This is a genomic window from Streptomyces sp. NPDC088354 (genome assembly GCF_044753585.1).
GTDB lineage: Bacteria > Actinomycetota > Actinomycetes > Streptomycetales > Streptomycetaceae > Actinacidiphila.
Genome location: NZ_JBIVNJ010000015.1, coordinates 131471 through 145866 on the forward strand (window position 1 = coordinate 131471; position 14396 = coordinate 145866).

Genomic DNA, 14396 nt, shown 5'->3' on the forward strand with positions numbered 1-14396 from the left:
ATGACCGACAGCACGTCCCCCAGGCTCGTCGTGCTCGACATGGCCGGCACCACCGTCGCCGACGACGGACTGGTCGAGCGGGCCTTCGTCCGGGCCGCCGAACGCATGGGCGCCGAGCCCGACCTCGACCACGTCCGCCGCACCATGGGCGAGTCCAAGATCTCCGTCTTCCGCGCCCTGTTCGGCACCGAGGAGCGGGCGCAGCGCGCCAACACCGAGTTCGAGCACGCCTACGCCGAGCTCGTCGGCTCCGGCGCCTGCGCGCCGCTGCCCGGCGCGGCCGAGGCCATCTCCGCGCTGCGCGACCAGGGCCGCACCGTGGTGCTGACGACCGGTTTCTCGCGGACCACCCAGGACGCGATCCTCGCCGCCCTGGGCTGGCAGGACATCGCCGACCTCACACTCTGCCCTGCCGACGCCGGCGGACGCGGCCGCCCCTACCCGGACATGGTGCTCACCGCGCTGCTGCGCACCCGTGCCGCGGGTTCCGTCCAGGAGATCGCGGTGGCCGGCGACACGGCGTACGACATGCTCTCCAGCGTCCGCGCCGGCGCGCCCGTCGTCGCGGGCGTGCTGACCGGTGCCCACGACGGGGAGGCGCTGCGCGCGGCGGGCGCCACCCACGTCCTGCCCTCCGTGGCCGGACTTCCCGCCCTGCTGGCGGAGTTCTGAGCCGGGCACACGGTCCGAGGACGTGACGTGACGAAACTGCCGCCCAACGCCCCCTCGCGGGCACAGGGCGCGTCCCGCGCCGAGACCCCCGTGCGGGTCGCCGGGGCTCTGGAGCCACCGACAAGGGCGGGTTCGCGCGCCGCCACGGGCTCGCACTTTCGCCGCACCGGGGCGACCAACCGGTTCTGGGTCATCGGCGGGGTCAAGGTCACCACCGCCTGACTAGGCTGGAGGCGTCGGCACGACGACGTGACGGCGCCCCCGCACCTCAGCACCCCGGCACACCGCAGGAGTCCGCCCCATGGCAGAACGCAAGCCGATCGAGTCCTGGCTCACCGACATGGACGGAGTCCTGATCCACGAGGGCATCCCGATCCCCGGCGCCGACGCGTTCCTCAAGCGGCTGGGGGAATCCGGGAAGCCCTTCCTGGTGCTCACCAACAACTCCATCTACACCCCGCGCGACCTGCACGCCCGGCTGACCCGCATGGGCCTGCACGTGCCGGTGGAGAACATCTGGACCTCCGCGCTGGCCACCGCCCGCTTCCTGGACGACCAGCGGCCCGGCGGCACCGCGTACGTCATCGGCGAGGCGGGCCTGACCACCGCGCTGCACGACATCGGCTACGTGCTGACCGACGTCGAGCCGGACTACGTGGTCCTGGGCGAGACCCGCACCTACAGCTTCGAGGCGCTGACCAAGGCCATCCGACTGATCAACGGCGGCGCCCGGTTCATCGCCACCAACCCCGACGAGACCGGCCCCTCCGCCGAGGGCGCGCTGCCCGCCACCGGTTCGGTCGCCGCGCTGATCACCAAGGCCACCGGCAAGGAGCCCTACTTCGTCGGCAAGCCCAATCCGCTGATGATGCGCGCCGGGCTGAACGCCATCCAGGCGCACTCCGAGACCAGCGCGATGATCGGCGACCGGATGGACACCGACGTGCTGGCCGGCCTGGAGGCGGGTATGGAGACGGTCCTGGTCCTCACCGGGCTCACGCAGCCCGCCGACATCGACCGCTTCCCCTACCGGCCCTCCCGGGTGGTGGACTCCATCGCCGATCTGGTGGACCTCATCTGACCCAACCGGAGCAGCCCCGCATGCGGCGGCCCGTCAGAAAAGAGACCTTCGAAGTACCAGGGCCGACCGATTCCGACGACGTGAGCCCGGGTGAGTGGAGGTTTTCATCATGGGCTCAGTCATGGACGCCGCCCGCATTCCCCTGTGCGCCGCCGCAGCGGTGACGGTGATCGCGATCTGCGGTCCCGTCGCCGTCGCCGACGACGGCCCCGCCGGAAGCGGGGACGCCACCAGCCGGCTGTGGGAGCGCGCGGGCGGCGGGGGCGGTGGCGGAGACCAGGGCGGCGACCGCCAGGACTTCGGCAAGCAGGACGGCGGACGCGACAACGGCGGCCGGGGTGACGGCGGCCGGGACAACGGCGGACGCGACAACGGTGGCGATGAGGGCCGCGGCGACGGCGGACGCGACGACAACGGCCGGGACAACGGCGGACGCGACGACAACGGCCGGGACAACGGCGGACGCGACAACGGCGGACGCGGCGACGGTGGCGATGAGGGCCGCGGAGGCGGGGGCGGCGGTGGCGGGGGCGGCGGCGGTGGCGGGGGCGTCGTCGGCGGTGGCGGCGGCGGCGTGACCGTCAACCCGGGTTCCGTCGGCCCGGGCGGTGACGTCGACGTACGGACCCAGGACTGCGACCGGGCCGCGTCCGGCACCGTCAGCTCCTCCGCCTTCGTCGCCCCCGTCCGGCTCGCCCCCGCGTCGGACGGCGGCATGTACGCCTCCGCCGTGGTGCGCTCCGGGCTCGCGTCCGGCTCGTACAAGGTCTCCATCGAGTGCAACGGCCAGTCGCACGAGGGCGAGGTCGAGGTCGGCGACGGGACCGGGGACGGCGGCTACCCGTCCGCGCCGGTGCCGGCGGGCGGCGGTGCCATGGCCGCCGACGTGGCACGGCACTCGGCCTCTCCCGCCCAGCCGGCCGGGGTGCCGGGCACCGTGGCCGCGGGCGTGCTGGCCCTGGCGGGGGCGGCGGGCCTGGTGATGCACCGGCGCCGCAGCCGGGACTGAGCCCGGTGCAGGGACGGACCGTCGCGGCCGCCACGGCCGCGGTCGTGCTCTTCGCGGCGTGGCTGAAGGGCTACGTCCACCCGGCCCCCGGGGACGCCATGGGCGCCCCGGGGGTCACCGCCACGTCCGCGCCCGGCGCGGACGAGCGCCCCACCCCGGTCTACGCCGCGCACACCCCGCTGGGCCACGCCCGGCCGCTCAGCATCGAGATCCCCTCGGCCGGCATCGACGCCCCGCTCGTCGCGCGCGGGCTCACCGCCGACGGGGCGATCGACCCGCCGCCGTTCAGCTCGCCCCAAGTGGCGGGCTGGTTCGGCGCGGGCCCGGCGCCCGGCGACGCGGGCGCGGCGCTGATCGTCGGCCATGTGGACACCCGCACCCGCGCCGCGGTGTTCTACAACCTCAGCACCGTGACGCCCGGCACCCTCGTGGAGATCAACCGCTCGGACGGCTCGGTCGCGGAGTTCACCGTCGAGGGCGTGGAGATCGTCCCGAAGGAGGGCTTCCGCCCCGACCGGGTGTACGGCTCGGGCGTCCGCCCCGAGCTGCGGCTGATCACCTGCGGCGGCACCTTCGACCATGCCACCCAGAGCTACTCGGCCAACGTCGTGGTCTACGCGGCGCTGACCGGCTCCCACACCCGGGCCTGAGCCGGTGTCGCCGGACAGCGCCGACGGGGCGTCAGACGCCCAGGTCGCGGATGAGCTTGGCCACGTGCCCGGTGGCCTTGACGTTGTACCAGGCGTGCTCGACCTTGCCGTGCTCGTCGACGACGACCGTGGAGCGGATCACCCCGGTCACCACCTTGCCGTACAGCTTCTTCTCGCCGAAGGCGCCGTACGCGGTCAGGACCGACTTGTCGGGGTCGGCCACCAGCGTGACCTTCAGCGACTCCTTCTCGCGGAATTTCGCGAGCTTCTCGGGCTTGTCGGGCGAGACGCCGATGACGTCGTATCCGGCGCCCGCGAGCACGTCGAGGTTGTCGGTGAAGTCACAGGCCTGCTTGGTGCATCCCGGAGTGAGCGCGGCGGGGTAGAAGTAGACGATGACCTTGCGGCCGGCGTGGTCGGCGAGGGAGACCTCGTTGCCGTCGGCGTCGGGCAGGGTGAAGGCGGGTGCGGTGTCACCGGGCTGGAGGCGCTCGCTCATGGGTGCAGTTCTCCGGTTCGGGGTGCCGACGGGCGCCGGCACGGGCGGACTGACAGACTGTCTGCACGGTACCGGTCGAGACGACGATGGAGGCTGCGCGGTGTCGGATGGCAGGAGCCCTGCTCAGATCGAGGCGGACATCGCCCTGAAGCGGCGGGAGCTGGCCGCCACCCTGGACGAGATCGCCGTGCGCGTGCACCCGAAAACGATCGCCGCCGACACCAAGGCGAAGGTCGCGTCGGCCGTGGACCGCACCGCCGGACGGGCGTACGTGGCGGTCAACCGGGGCGTGACGGAGATCCGCGGGCACTTCGTGACGGAGGAGGGCGCGCCGCGCGTGGAGCGGATCGTGCCGGTCGCGGTGGCGGCGGTGGCGCTCGTCACGGTGGTGGCCGGGCTCTCGCTGCGCAGACGACGCCGGTAACGTCGTACCTGTGAGTTCCCCATCGCATGACAAGCTTCCGATCCGCATGCTGCACGACCGTGTGCTGGTCCGTTCCGACACGCCCGAGGGCGAGCGCCGCTCCGGCGGCGGCATCCTGATCCCCGCCACGGCGGCCGTCGGGAAACGGCTGGCCTGGGCCGAGGTGGTCGCGGTCGGCCAGAACGTGCGCACCGTGGAGGTCGGGGACCGGGTGCTCTTCGACCCGGACGACCGTGCCGAGGTCGAGGTGCGCGGCACGGCCTACGTCCTGATGCGGGAGCGGGACCTGCACGCGGTCGCCGCCGAGCGGCTGCAGGGCTCGGAGGACTCCACCGGTCTTTACCTCTGATTTGCTACCGTCGGTCCCGTCCCCTGACGAGACGCGCCGTACCAGGGCCCATGCAAAGACGACGCACCGCCTGAGTCTTCAATGATCATGGAGGTGCCGTCGTGGCATGGGTCCTGCTGTGTCTGGCCGGTCTGCTGGAGGTCGGCTGGTCGGTCGGCATGAAGTACACCGACGGTTTCACCCGGCTGTGGCCGAGCCTGGGCACCGGTGCCGGCATCGTGGCCAGCATGCTGCTGCTGTCGTACGCGTCCAGGACGCTGCCGATCGGCACCGCCTACGGGGTGTGGGTCGGGATCGGCGCGGCCGGGGCGGCGGTGCTCGGCATGGTGGTGCTCGGTGAGCCGGCGACCGCCGCCCGGATCTTCTTCATCTGCCTGCTGCTGGTGGCCGTCGTCGGGCTGAAGGCGACCTCCGGTCACTGAGGCCGCTCTCCGCCGCCTGCCCTCCGCCCGGCGCCCTGGCGCTACTGGAAGCCGCCCCCGCCGTTGTCCCCCCCGACCGGGCCGCCGATCGGCAGCTCGCCGCCCGGTCCGCCCTCGGAGGGCGGCGGGGAACTGCTGGCGGGCGGCTCGGACGGGGACTCAGGAGGTTCCGAGGAGGCCGGCGGCTCGCTGCTCGTGGCCGGCGGCGGCGGGGAGGAGGCCGGAGGAGCCGAGGAGGCCGGAGGGGCCGAGCTGGACGGCGGGGCGGAGGTGGCCGGAGGGGCCGAGGCACCGGGCTCCAGCCGTAGCTTGAAGCCGCGCACCGGGGTGCCCTTGAGCGCGCCCGCGGTGTACTCCGCCCAGATCTGCGTGGGGAAGCCGCCGCCGTTGACCCGTGCCAGCCCCGCGGCGCCGTACAGCTGCTTCTGGGCACCGGTCTGCGAGTCCTGCCCCATCACGGCGACCACGGTGGCCAGGTTCGGGGTGTAGCCGGCGAACCAGGCGGCCTTGTCCTCCTCCGCCGTGCCGGTCTTGCCCGCGGCGGGGCGGCCGGACGCCTGGGCGGCGGTGGCGGTGCCGCCCTGCACCACCGAGCGCAGGATCGAGGTCGTGGTGTCGGCCGCCTCACGGGTGATCGCCTGCCGGGGCTGCCGCTCGGGCAGCTTCAGGTCCTCGCCGTTCTTGGTGACCTTCACCACCATGGTGTACGGGATGTAGCGGCCGTGGTTGGCGAGGGTCGCGTAGGCCTGGGCCATGTCCAGCGGGCTGGCCTCCATGGTGCCGAGCGCCATCGCCGGAGTGCTGACCAGCTTGACCTGCTCGGAGACACCGAGCGCGCGCACCGTGCTGTTGACGTCGTCCGCGCCGACGTCCTGCGCCATCTGGGCGTAGACGGCGTTGACGGACTTGTCCATGGCGCGGGTGACGGTGATCGGCCCGTAGGAGACGTCGTCCTCGTTCGCCGGGGCGTAGCCGGTGGGGCCGTTGCGGCCGACGACCTCGCGCTTGTTGGTGCCGTCGTAGACCGTGTACGGCGTGATGCGCCGGCCGCTCTGCGTGGTGGAGTCGTTCTGGACGGCGGAGGCGAAGATGAACGGCTTGAAGGTGGAGCCGACCTGGTAGTCGCGGCGCGTCGCGTTGTTGACGAACTGCTTGGTGTAGTCGATGCCGCCGTACATCGCGACGACGTTCCCGGTCGCCGGGTCGATGGAGGCGCCGCCGGCCCGCACGTACTTGTCGGTCTTGTGGGCCTTGGGGTCGAGCTGGTCCAGGAGCTGGTTCTCGGCCGCCTTGACGAAGGCGTCCTCCTTCTTGCGGTCGATGCTCGTGGTGATGCGGTAGCCGCCGGAGCGCAGCGTCTCCTCGTCGAGGATGTGGTTGTCGGACAGGTAGTTCTTGACGGCCTCGACCAGGTAGCCGCGCTGGCCGGACAGGCTGGTGGCGGGCTTGGCCTTCAGCGGGGTCGGGAAGGTCAGCGAGGCACGCTCGGTGCCGCTCAGCCAGCCCTCCTTGACCATGCCGTCCAGCACGTAGTTCCAGCGGGCCTGCGCCTGGACCTTGTTCTCCGGGTGGGCGACCACGTCGTACTCGCTGGGGGCGTTGAGCAGCGTGGCGAGGTACGCGCCCTCGGCGGTGTCGAGTTGGTCGGCGTCCTTGCCGAAGTAGGCCTGGGCGGCCGCCTGGATGCCGTAGGCGTTGCGGCCGTAGTAGCTGGTGTTGAGGTAGCCCTGGAGGATCTCGCTCTTGCTCTTCTCGCGGTCGAGCTTGATCGCGATGAAGAACTCCTTGGCCTTGCGGATCGCCGTCTGGTCCTGGTTGAGGTAGTAGTTCTTCACATACTGCTGGGTGATGGTCGAGCCGGACTGCTTGCCCTTGCCGGTGACCGTGTTCCAGGCCGCGCGGACCATCGCCTTGGGGCTGACCGCGGACTCGTTGTAGAAGTTGCGGTCCTCGGCGGCCAGCGTGGCGTACTGGGCGGTCTTGGCGATCTGGCTCAGGTCCACGTTCTCCCGGTTGACCTGGCCGTCGCGCGCCAGCTGGCTGCCGTCGGAGTACAGGTAGACGTTGCTCTGGGCGATCGCCCCCGCGTTGGCCTTGGGGATCTCCACCAGCTGGTAGCCGACGATGAAGGCGCCGGCACAGGCCAGCACGACCAGCAGGAAGGTGCCGATCACCGTCTTCCAGCCCGGGATCAGTCTGCGGACTCCGGTGCGCTTCGGCTTCGGTCCGGACGGCGCGGTTCCCCCGCCGCCGGGGGAAGCGTTGCTGCTGCTCATGTCTGTACTGACTCCTCCGCGGCCGCCGAGGGTTGTGCCGCGGCGGAACATCTTGGGTCAATCGTGCCGTACGACCCGGCGGACACTCGCGCACCTTCAGGGCAAAACGGTTCAATTGCATCCCTCCGTGACAGGGCTGTGACAGCTCTGCAGCACGCCCAGGACCCCACCAGCGGGTGAAAAAACCGTGGCAGTGCGTGACGGCGGCCGGTAGCGTCGTGCGCTTGCGCCCGCTCCGGGCGGCACGCCCGGGAACGGGAGAGCGGCACGACGGGAGGGTTGACAGCAGGATGCGCCTGTACGCCGCCGTGGCGGCAAACGGCTTCCGCCGGCACGCGACCTACAAGACGGCCACCGTGGCCGGCGTCTTCACCAACACGGTCTTCGGCTTCGTCATCGCCTACACCTACATCGCCCTCTGGGACGAACGGCCCCACCTCGGGGGGTACGACCAGTCCATGGCGTTGACGTACGTCTGGACCGGCCAGGCCCTGATCGCCGCCTGCGCCCTGCTGGGCGGCGGCTTCCAGGACGAACTCATCGACCGCATCCGCACCGGCGACATCGCCGTCGACCTGTACCGCCCCGCCGACCTGCAGACCTGGTGGCTCGCCGCCGACCTCGGCCGGGCCGCCTACCAGCTCCTCGCCCGCGGCATCGCGCCGATGGCCTGCGGCGCCCTCGCCTTCCACCTGGCCCTGCCCGCATCGCCCACCACCTGGGCGCTCTTCCTGCTGTCGGTGCTCCTCGGCGTGGTCGTCAGCTTCGCCCTGCGCTACCTGGTGGTCCTCAGCGCCTTCTGGCTGCTGGACGGCAGCGGGGTGGTCACCGTCGTCACCCTGTCCACGCTGTTCTTCTCCGGCTCGCTGCTGCCGCTCAACGCCTTCCCCGCCGGCCTGGGCGCGGTGGCCCGCGCCCTGCCCTTCTCCTCACTGCTCCAGGTCCCCGCCGACATCCTGCTCGGCCGCAGCACCGGCGCGTCACTCGCGGGCAGCCTGGCCTTCCAGGTGGGCTGGGCGGTGGCGCTGCTCGGCGCGGGCCGGCTCCTGCAGTCCGCGGCCACCCGCAAGCTGGTGGTGCAGGGTGGCTGAGGCGCTGCGCGGATACGCGTTGATCGTGAGCATGTGGATCCGGTCGACCATGGCCTACCGGGCCTCCTTCGCGATGACGGCGATCGGCAACTTCGCCGCGACCGCGCTGGACTTCGTCGTCATCCTGCTGATGTTCTCGCAGATCGACCGGCTCGGCGGCTTCACCCTCCCCGAAGTGGCCCTGCTCTACGGCACCACCGGCACCTCCCTGGGCCTGGCCGACCTCGCCCTCGGCAGCATGGAACGGCTCGGCCGCCGCATCCGCGACGGCACACTGGACACCCTGCTGGTGCGGCCCCTGCCCGTCCTGGCCCAAGTCGCCGCCGACCAGTTCGCGCTGCGCCGCATCGGCCGTGTCGCCCAGGGGCTGCTCGTGCTGGGCTGGGCACTGGCCCGCCTCGACATCGCGTGGACCCCGCTGAAGGCCGCCCTGCTGCCGCTGAGCGTGCTCAGCGGCGCCGGCATCTTCGCGGCGGTCTTCATCGCGGGCGCCGCCTTCCAGTTCTGGGCCGGCGACGCCTCCGAGGTCCAGAACGCCTTCACCTACGGCGGCAACACCGTGCTGCAGTACCCGCCCACGGTCTTCGCCAAGGACCTCGTGCGCGGTGTCACCTTCGTCGTGCCCCTCGCCTTCGTCAACTGGCTGCCCGCCCTGCACATCCTCGGCCGGCCGGACCCCCTCGGCCTGCCCCGCTGGGCCGACTTCGCCCCGCCACTGGTCGCCGCCGCGAGCTGCGCGCTCGCCGGCGCCCTGTGGCGGACCGCCCTGCGTTCGTACCGGAGCACCGGGAGCTGATGCCGCCATGACCACCGCAGTCATCGAACTCGACCACGTGGAGAAGGTCTTCGACGTCCGCCGCAAGAGCGGGCTGATGCGCCGCGAGCGGCACCAGGTGCGCGCCGTCGACGGCCTCACCTTCAGCGTCCCCGCCGGCGAGATGATCGGCTACATCGGCCCCAACGGCGCCGGGAAGTCCACCACCATCAAGATGCTCACCGGCATCCTCACCCCCAGCGCCGGCCGGCTGCGCGTCGCGGGCATCGACCCCTCCCGCGAACGCGCCCGCCTGGCCCGGCGCATCGGCGTCGTCTTCGGCCAGCGCACCACCTTGTGGTGGGACCTGCCGCTGCGGGACTCCTACGAACTGGTGCGCCGCATGTACCGCGTCGACGCGGCCCGCTACCGCCGCAACCTCGAGCGCTGCGTCGAACTGCTCGACCTCGCCCCGCTGCTGGACGTACCGGTACGGCAGCTCTCCCTCGGCCAGCGCATGCGCGGCGACATCGCGGCCGCCCTGCTGCACGACCCCGAAGTGCTCTACCTCGACGAGCCCACCATCGGCCTCGACGTCGTCAGCAAGGCCAAGGTCCGCGAGTTCCTGCGCGGCGTCAACACCGAGCAGGGCACCACCGTCCTGCTCACCACGCACGACCTGACCGACATCGAGCAGCTGTGCCGCCGCGTCATGGTCATCGACCACGGGCGCCTGATGTACGACGGCGGGCTCGCCGGACTCCACGCCATCGGCGAGAGCGAACGCACCCTCGTCGTCGACTTCGAACGCGAACTGCCGCCCGTGGAACTCCCCGGCGCCCGCTGCGCCCGCGTCGACGGCCCCCGCCAGTGGATCGCCTTCCCCGCCTCCGCGAGCGCGGCGCCCCTGGTCGCGGAGCTCGCCGCCCGGCACGGCGTCGTCGACCTGTCGGTGCGCGAACCCGTCATCGAGGACGTCATCGCCCGCATGTACGCCACCGGCGGGGCGCCCGTGTGACGCCACCCGGGCGCCCCGCGGGTCAGCGCAGCGAGCCCAGCGCCGCCCGCACCCGCTCCACCGCGCCCCGCGTGGTCGAGGCGTGCGCCGACAACCGCACCGAGTCCGCCCGCACCGAGGGGGTGACCCCGTGCTCGTGCAGCGCCTTGGCGATCCGCGCCGGGTCCGTGCCCGGCACCGCGAACGACACGATGCCCGCCCGCTCCCCCGGCGCGACCGGCGAGAGCACCTCGCCGCCCGCCTCGCGCACCGCCTCGATCAGCTCGTCCACCCGCCGCGCCACGTGCGCCTCGATCGCGGCGACGCCCGACGACTCCACCAGCTCCAGGGCCACCGCGAAGGCGGCGGCCGTCACCGGGCTCAGATTGGTGATGCTCCAGCGCAGCGCGCCGGGGGCCGGCGGATGCTCGACGTCGTCGAAGACACCGACGTCCGTGACTCCCGTCCAGCCCGAGAGCGTCGGCTCCAGCCGCTCCAGGGCCCGGTCCGACAGCGCCGCGAACCCGGTCGCCCAGCTGGCCCGCAGCCACTTCTGTCCGCCGGCCACCACGACGTCCGCGGCCTGCCAGGGCAGCTCGGCGACACCGAAGGCCTGCATGGCGTCGACGATCAGCAGCCGGTCGCCGATGACCTCGCGGAGCCCGGCCAGGTCGGCGCGGTAACCGGTGCGGAAGTCCACCGCGCTGACCGAGACCGCGACCACCTCGTCGCTCAGCGCGGCCCGCACCGCGTCCGGGGTGGGCGCCGCGTCGAGCCAGCGCGGCACCGCGCGGCCCAGGGCCGCGCTGCGCCGCCACGGATAGTGGTTCGCCGGGAAGTCCGCGGCGGGCACCAGGACCGCACCCCCGGCCAGCCCGAAGGCGGCGTGGAACAGCCCGGTGGAGGCGTTGGGCAGCAGCGCCACGTGCGCGGCGTCCCTGCCCGCCAGCCGGCCCGCCGCGGCACGCGCCCGCGGCTCGGCACGCATCAGCTCGTCGACGGTGGTGTGGTCCGCCTCGGCGGACGTGGCCAGCGCGGCCGCCGTGGCCTCCAGCACGTCACGTGAGGGCGGCCCGTAGCGGGCGAAGTCCAGATAGCCCTCGGGCTCGGTGAAACGCTCGGCGTAACCGGGCAGCCCGCCCGCGTGATCCGTCATCGCCGTCCTTTGCAGTCCTCGTGAAGTCCGTGCACCGCGGGCAGTCCCGACCCCGGGCCCCGTCACGCCTTCGCGGCGGCCGTACCCCCGAGCAGCACCGGCCGGGCGGCCTCGGCCATCCGGCGGTAGCCCGCGTCGCTGGGGTGCAGATGATCGCCGGAGTCGTAGGCGGCCCGCATCCTCGTCGGACGGTACGGGTCACGCAGCGCCTTGTCGAAGTCGATCACCGCGTCGTACACCGTACCTGCCCGGATCGCGGCGTTGACCTGCTGCCGGACGGCCTCGGTCACCGGGTTGTAGGCAGCCCCGTGCCCCTCGAAGGGCAGCAGCGTCCCCCCGATCACCCGCATCCCGCGGGCGTGGCCGCGCGCCACGATCTGCCGCAGCCCGGCGATCACGGCCCGCGCGCCGGTCGCCCGGGGCGGCCGGATGATGTCGTTGATGCCCAGCTCCACGACCATCGTGCGGGCACCGGTCTGCGACAGTGCGTCGCGGTCCAGCCGCACAAGGGCGCTGGGACCGCCCTCGGGGCCGCCGCGCAGCACCCCGTTGCCGCTGATCCCCTGGTTGAGGACGCCCAGGCGCAGCCGCCGGTCACCGGAGGCCATCAGACCGTCCGCCAGATAGTCGGGCCAGCGGTGATTCGCGCCGACAGTGGAGGTGAGGCCGTCGGTGATGGAGTCGCCGAAGAACACCACCGCGCCGGCCGCGTGCGAGCCGAGAACGTCCACCGCGCTGACGTACCGCCAGAACAGGGTCCGCGTCGTGTACGACACTCCCGAGACCTCAGCGGTGCGCTCACCGCGCGCCATGAAGGAGATCTGCCGCGCGTTCGGATGGTAGGTCACCGGGCCCGACGGAAGCGCCGCATAGGTGGTGACCAGCAGATCGGCCCGCTGCGGCACCGCCAGTCGCACCGGGTCGCTGACCACGGCCCCGCCCGCCGGGATCGTCACCGACCCCCGCTGGGCGAAGGTCAGCACCCGCATGGTGCCCCCGGCGGCCGCCGCGCCACCGGTTCCGGCGGAACGGGCGACGGTGGCGTGCGCCACCACCAGCGGCGCGCTGCCGAAGGTGTTGGACAGATGCACCCGCACCCAGGTGCCCCCGACGCTGGTGCGCACCACGTTGCGGATCGACCATCCAGGGTATCCGTCCGCGGTGGAAGGCTCACCGGCGACAGGAGAGGCGGACCACGTGCCGACCCAGGAACCCGCGGCCGCCGGCACGGCGGTGTGGGCGCTGCCGGCCGCCATGGCCCCGCGCCCGGCGCGGGCCGCGACGTCCGTACCGCCGACGCCGAGAAAGATCGCCGTCGAGACGACCGCCACCAGGGCGGCCAGCCCGGCGAGCAGGGCACAACCGGTCGTTCTGGCCATGCGGTGCTCAACTCCTGTGCAGGGGGTGTCGGAAACCGGCGCGATCCGCCCCCACTCATGATCCCATGGAGGACGCCGGACCTGACCGTCTGGCTAGTGGGATGTCGGGAACCCGTCGTTCGTTCCAACTGGTGAGTGTGGCGTGCGCAATACCCATACACCGAAGGGAGACGGGTGCGAGGGATGGAGAGGACTCCGGTGACCGGAACGAGTGAGAGCGCGACTCCGGCGTTCTCCTACAGCCCCGCCGACGAAGGCAGGCGGCGCGGCGTCCGGCGCATGAAGGTGATCGCCACCGGGCTGCTGCTGGCCGCCACCTTGGTGTACGGCCTCGCCAAATGGGCGGAGTCGGCAGGCGCCGGCGCCTGGAGCGGCTACGTCGCCGCGGCCGCCGAGGCCGGCATGGTCGGCGCGCTCGCCGACTGGTTCGCCGTGACCGCGCTCTTCCGCAGGCCGCTCGGCCTGCCCATCCCGCACACCGCCATCATCCCCACCAAGAAGGACGCCCTCGGCCGCACCCTCGGCGACTTCGTCGGCGAGAACTTCCTGTCCGAGACCGTCGTACGCACCCGGCTGCGCAAGGTCGGCATCGCCCACCGCCTCGGCACCTGGCTCGAGGACCCCGAGCACGCCGACCGCGTCACCGAACAGGGCGCGGCCGCGCTGCGCGGCGCCCTGACCGTGCTCCGCGACTCCGACGTCCAGGCCGTGGTCGGCGAAGCCATCACCCGCCGGGCGGACGCGCAGGAGATCGGCCCCGGCATAGGGAAGATGCTGGAACGGATCGTCGCCGACGGCGGCCACCGGCGCATGGTCGACCTGGTCTGCGTACGGGCCCACGACTGGCTCAACGAGCACGGCGAGTCCGTGATGAACGCCGTCCAGGGCGGCGCGCCCGGCTGGACCCCGCGCTTCGTCGACCGCAAGGTCGGCGAACGGGTCTACAAGGAACTCGTCCGCTTCACCGCCGAGATGCGCGACATGCCGGAACACCCCGCACGCGGCGCCCTCGACCGCTTCCTCGCCGACTTCGCCACCGAGCTCCAGTCCGACCCCGACACCCGCCGCCGCGTCGAACAGCTGAAGAAGGACCTCATCGAACGCCACGAAGTCCAGGACCTCATCGAGTCCGCCTGGAGCTCGGTACGCGGCATGATCGTCGCCGCGGCCGAGGACGAGCACAGCGAACTGCGGCTGCGCGCCCGCGCCTCACTGCTGTCGCTCGGCGCGCGGATGACCGAGGACCCCCGGCTCACCGCCAAGATCGACGGCTGGCTGGAGGACGCCGCCACCTACGTCGTCACCACCTACCGCGACGAGATCACCGCGCTGATCACCGACACCATCGCCGGCTGGGACCCCGAGCAGACCACCCGCAAGATCGAGGCGAACGTCGGCCGCGACCTCCAGTTCATCCGGATCAACGGCACGGTCGTCGGCGCCCTGGCGGGCCTGGCCATCTACACGGTCTCGCGAGTCCTCGCCGGATAGTCCGCCAGCCCCCTCCCCCGCACGGCCAGACATCGGAGGAATGCCCCGCCCGGCCGGCGAAAACCCGTACCGCCACCACGGAACTCCACCGGCCCCGCGAACGTCATCACCCACAGGACGCGACCAGCGGACGGAAAGGAGGACCC

General features: G+C 72.5%; 16 protein-coding genes and 1 riboswitch. Of the genes, 12 read left to right on the forward strand and 4 right to left on the reverse strand.

The genetic code is table 11. From position 1 onward, the window contains the following. From ACIP98_RS22710 to ACIP98_RS22730, 5 genes are all read left to right on the forward strand, one after another. Positions 1 to 672, forward strand: a complete 672-nt coding sequence (locus ACIP98_RS22710) for a phosphonatase-like hydrolase (protein WP_401977673.1) — start codon at positions 1 to 3, stop codon at positions 670 to 672. 27 nt (positions 673 to 699) lie between these two features. Next, positions 700 to 894, forward strand: a complete 195-nt coding sequence (locus ACIP98_RS22715; RefSeq protein ID WP_401977674.1) for a hypothetical protein — start codon at positions 700 to 702, stop codon at positions 892 to 894. Positions 895 to 973: 79 nt separating this feature from the next. Further along, positions 974 to 1753: an HAD-IIA family hydrolase gene (locus ACIP98_RS22720; RefSeq protein WP_319664417.1), complete on the forward strand. Its 780-nt coding sequence runs from the start codon at positions 974 to 976 to the stop codon at positions 1751 to 1753. A 109-nt stretch (positions 1754 to 1862) separates the two neighbouring features. Next, positions 1863 to 2762 (forward strand): hypothetical protein, encoded by a 900-nt coding sequence (locus ACIP98_RS22725; RefSeq protein WP_401977675.1) that lies wholly within the window; start codon positions 1863 to 1865, stop codon positions 2760 to 2762. A 5-nt stretch (positions 2763 to 2767) separates the two neighbouring features. Further along, positions 2768 to 3412 (forward strand): class F sortase, encoded by a 645-nt coding sequence (locus ACIP98_RS22730; RefSeq protein WP_319664419.1) that lies wholly within the window; start codon positions 2768 to 2770, stop codon positions 3410 to 3412. Positions 3413 to 3443: 31 nt separating this feature from the next. On the opposite strand, the gene bcp is transcribed toward ACIP98_RS22730, so the two are convergent. Beyond that, positions 3444 to 3911: a thioredoxin-dependent thiol peroxidase gene (gene bcp / locus ACIP98_RS22735; RefSeq protein WP_319664420.1), complete on the reverse strand. Its 468-nt coding sequence runs from the start codon at positions 3909 to 3911 to the stop codon at positions 3444 to 3446. Positions 3912 to 4011: 100 nt separating this feature from the next. Here bcp and ACIP98_RS22740 point away from each other — a divergent pair, with 100 nt between their 5' ends. The 3 genes from ACIP98_RS22740 (at position 4012) to ACIP98_RS22750 (ending at position 5106) form a co-directional block, all read left to right on the forward strand. Further along, positions 4012 to 4335 (forward strand): DUF3618 domain-containing protein, encoded by a 324-nt coding sequence (locus ACIP98_RS22740; protein ID WP_319664421.1) that lies wholly within the window; start codon positions 4012 to 4014, stop codon positions 4333 to 4335. Between the two features lie 10 nt (positions 4336 to 4345). Continuing rightward, positions 4346 to 4684: a co-chaperone GroES gene (locus tag ACIP98_RS22745; protein WP_319664422.1), complete on the forward strand. Its 339-nt coding sequence runs from the start codon at positions 4346 to 4348 to the stop codon at positions 4682 to 4684. 6 nt (positions 4685 to 4690) lie between these two features. Beyond that, positions 4691 to 4752: riboswitch (guanidine-III (ykkC-III) riboswitch) on the forward strand. 33 nt (positions 4753 to 4785) lie between these two features. Then, positions 4786 to 5106, forward strand: coding sequence for a multidrug efflux SMR transporter (locus tag ACIP98_RS22750; protein WP_319664423.1), 321 nt, complete (start codon positions 4786 to 4788; stop codon positions 5104 to 5106). A 41-nt stretch (positions 5107 to 5147) separates the two neighbouring features. Here the strand turns inward: ACIP98_RS22750 and ACIP98_RS22755 are convergent, their stop codons facing one another. After that, positions 5148 to 7382, reverse strand: coding sequence for a transglycosylase domain-containing protein (locus ACIP98_RS22755; RefSeq protein WP_401977678.1), 2235 nt, complete (start codon positions 7380 to 7382; stop codon positions 5148 to 5150). A 290-nt stretch (positions 7383 to 7672) separates the two neighbouring features. On the opposite strand from ACIP98_RS22755, the gene ACIP98_RS22760 reads away from it, so the two are divergent. Genes ACIP98_RS22760 through ACIP98_RS22770 form a run of 3 tightly spaced genes read left to right on the forward strand, consistent with a single transcriptional unit; the run spans position 7673 to position 10245 of the window. Further along, positions 7673 to 8473 carry an ABC-2 family transporter protein gene (locus ACIP98_RS22760; protein WP_319664425.1) on the forward strand — a complete coding sequence of 267 codons (801 nt, stop codon included), beginning with the start codon at positions 7673 to 7675 and terminating at the stop codon, positions 8471 to 8473. Continuing rightward, a complete protein-coding gene (locus ACIP98_RS22765; RefSeq protein ID WP_319664426.1) occupies positions 8466 to 9269 on the forward strand; it encodes an ABC transporter permease in 804 nt (267 codons plus the stop codon). Before ACIP98_RS22760 ends, ACIP98_RS22765 begins: the two co-directional genes overlap by 8 nt. 7 nt (positions 9270 to 9276) lie before the next feature. After that, the gene (locus tag ACIP98_RS22770; protein WP_319664428.1) at positions 9277 to 10245 is read left to right on the forward strand and encodes an ATP-binding cassette domain-containing protein; all 969 of its coding nucleotides are present in this window, start codon (positions 9277 to 9279) and stop codon (positions 10243 to 10245) included. 22 nt (positions 10246 to 10267) lie between these two features. On the opposite strand, the gene ACIP98_RS22775 is transcribed toward ACIP98_RS22770, so the two are convergent. Together ACIP98_RS22775 and ACIP98_RS22780 are read right to left on the reverse strand one after the other, a co-directional pair. Then, positions 10268 to 11380, reverse strand: coding sequence for an aminotransferase class V-fold PLP-dependent enzyme (locus ACIP98_RS22775; RefSeq protein ID WP_401977679.1), 1113 nt, complete (start codon positions 11378 to 11380; stop codon positions 10268 to 10270). 62 nt (positions 11381 to 11442) lie between these two features. After that, a complete protein-coding gene (locus ACIP98_RS22780; protein WP_401977680.1) occupies positions 11443 to 12759 on the reverse strand; it encodes an SGNH/GDSL hydrolase family protein in 1317 nt (438 codons plus the stop codon). A gap of 183 nt (positions 12760 to 12942) precedes the next feature. Between ACIP98_RS22780 and ACIP98_RS22785 the strand changes: the two genes are divergently transcribed. Then, positions 12943 to 14250 (forward strand): DUF445 domain-containing protein, encoded by a 1308-nt coding sequence (locus ACIP98_RS22785; protein ID WP_319664432.1) that lies wholly within the window; start codon positions 12943 to 12945, stop codon positions 14248 to 14250. Positions 14251 to 14396: the final 146 nt, after the last annotated feature.